This window comes from Acinetobacter sp. YH12152, assembly GCF_013418285.1.
Lineage (GTDB): Bacteria > Pseudomonadota > Gammaproteobacteria > Pseudomonadales > Moraxellaceae > Acinetobacter > Acinetobacter amyesii.
Map to the genome: position 1 here is coordinate 1 of NZ_VPCH01000113.1, position 1,458 is coordinate 1,458.

Consider the following 1,458-nt stretch of genomic DNA (forward strand, 5'->3'; position numbering starts at 1 on the left):
ATGCTCCACGTAAGTCAGCAGCTTCTACCTCATCTGGTAGTTTATGTACGAGTGCATTCTCATAGATTTTACGTGGGTAATCGGTTTTATCAGCAGCAAAATTACTTGGAATTGGTCCCTTTTCTGCACGGTTGCGTGTTAGTGCAGCCATTACAATTCGATTGTTAAGTTCAATATTGTCCCAATTGATAAGAACTAAAACACTAATACCTGAAGGGTATCAGGTGCACTACATAATTCCAAAAAGCACAGATTCATTACGAGATGTTAATAAATTGTGTAAAAATTTTGATGTGCATAATGTAAATAAATTAATTGCTTTACCTAAAGATGCAAATGTTCCACTTAAAACTGGGGGAGGTTTTGGAAAAACTACACACTTTGGATATCATTCTGGATATAACGAAGCTGCTATTGGCGCTATGAAAGTTGCAGCAAGATTTAAACCAAATGTCGGTAGGTGTAAGAAATTAGCTGTGGTTCAGGGGGCATTAAAAAAACAATTGCAAGCAGGAGGGCAAACAATGTATGGCAATGCATACCCTAATGGTACTGGTGGTGTTGAAAAAGATTGGATGAATACGGTTAGAAACCACGTGAGAGGAAAATAAATGAAGACTTGGGATCAAGTAGTAGAAAGTGCAGCTGAATTTATATCTTTTTTGGAAAAAGGTAATTTTTATAATACTAAGTTTAGTACTGAAAAAGATTACAAGATTATTTTTGATGCTAATTTAGGAATAGATTATGCGACTAATGACAGTTTTGATGATTTTGATGAATGGGAAACTGTGACTGATACCCCCGATATTTTTCCAGAAAGCTTTGAATGGAACGATCAGATTAAATATAAACTAAAACAAAAAAATTATTTTGGATTTGAAAATCAAGAATTTAACGGAGCTAAAGAAAAATGGATAATGGGTGAAGCTTGTCTGATAGTAGAGTTGATGTATAGAGATATAGGTATAATATTTCAATGTTATGCAAATGACTATTTTCCTACAATCTGGAAAGAAATTTTAGAAATATATTTAAATAGTGGTTTTCCGTGTGGATGGGATGGTCATCTACCTGAAGGGAAAATTGTAGTTTTTTCTAATCAATAAAATTTAAAATCAGTACGCTATTTCAAATTATACAAAGCTCAATGATAGCTTCATTGAGCTTATTTTTATTTTAATAATTCATATAACGTACGCCAAAATTTGCTATCGAAAACCACAAAACAGAGCAAAGGCTTTGATGATGTATGGTTCTATCATTGTGATCACTTAGGCACAGCACAAGAAATGAGTGACCATACAGGTGCAATCATTTGGAAAGCTGAATATAAGGCTTGGGGTGAATGTAAGGCTGAAAAGGCTAAATCGAGTTTCTTTGAAAATTCTGAAATTATTTCAAACAACATTCGTTTTCAAGGTCAGTATTTCGATCAAGAGACAGGTTTACACTATA

2 protein-coding genes and 2 pseudogenes are annotated in these 1,458 nt (G+C 33.6%); 3 read left to right on the forward strand and 1 reads right to left on the reverse strand.

Annotated features, from left to right (window positions below):
* Positions 1-103 (reverse strand): annotated as a pseudogene (locus tag FTU83_RS17580) (integrase); the annotation flags it as partial.
* Between the two features lie 121 nt (positions 104-224).
* Between FTU83_RS17580 and FTU83_RS17170 the strand changes: the two are divergent.
* From FTU83_RS17170 to FTU83_RS17180, 3 genes and pseudogenes are all read left to right on the forward strand, one after another.
* Positions 225-611: a hypothetical protein gene (locus tag FTU83_RS17170; RefSeq protein ID WP_180092653.1), complete on the forward strand. Its 387-nt coding sequence runs from the start codon at positions 225-227 to the stop codon at positions 609-611.
* Positions 612-1,109 carry a hypothetical protein gene (locus FTU83_RS17175; protein ID WP_180064263.1) on the forward strand — a complete coding sequence of 166 codons (498 nt, stop codon included), beginning with the start codon at positions 612-614 and terminating at the stop codon, positions 1,107-1,109.
* Positions 1,110-1,211: 102 nt separating this feature from the next.
* Positions 1,212-1,458 (forward strand): annotated as a pseudogene (locus tag FTU83_RS17180) (RHS repeat domain-containing protein); the annotation flags it as partial.

Bases quoted from the DNA above. Each gene is read 5' to 3' on its own strand.
- FTU83_RS17175 (WP_180064263.1), top strand. From the start codon at position 612: ATGAAGACTTGGGATCAAGTAGTAGAAAGTGCAGCTGAATTTATATCT.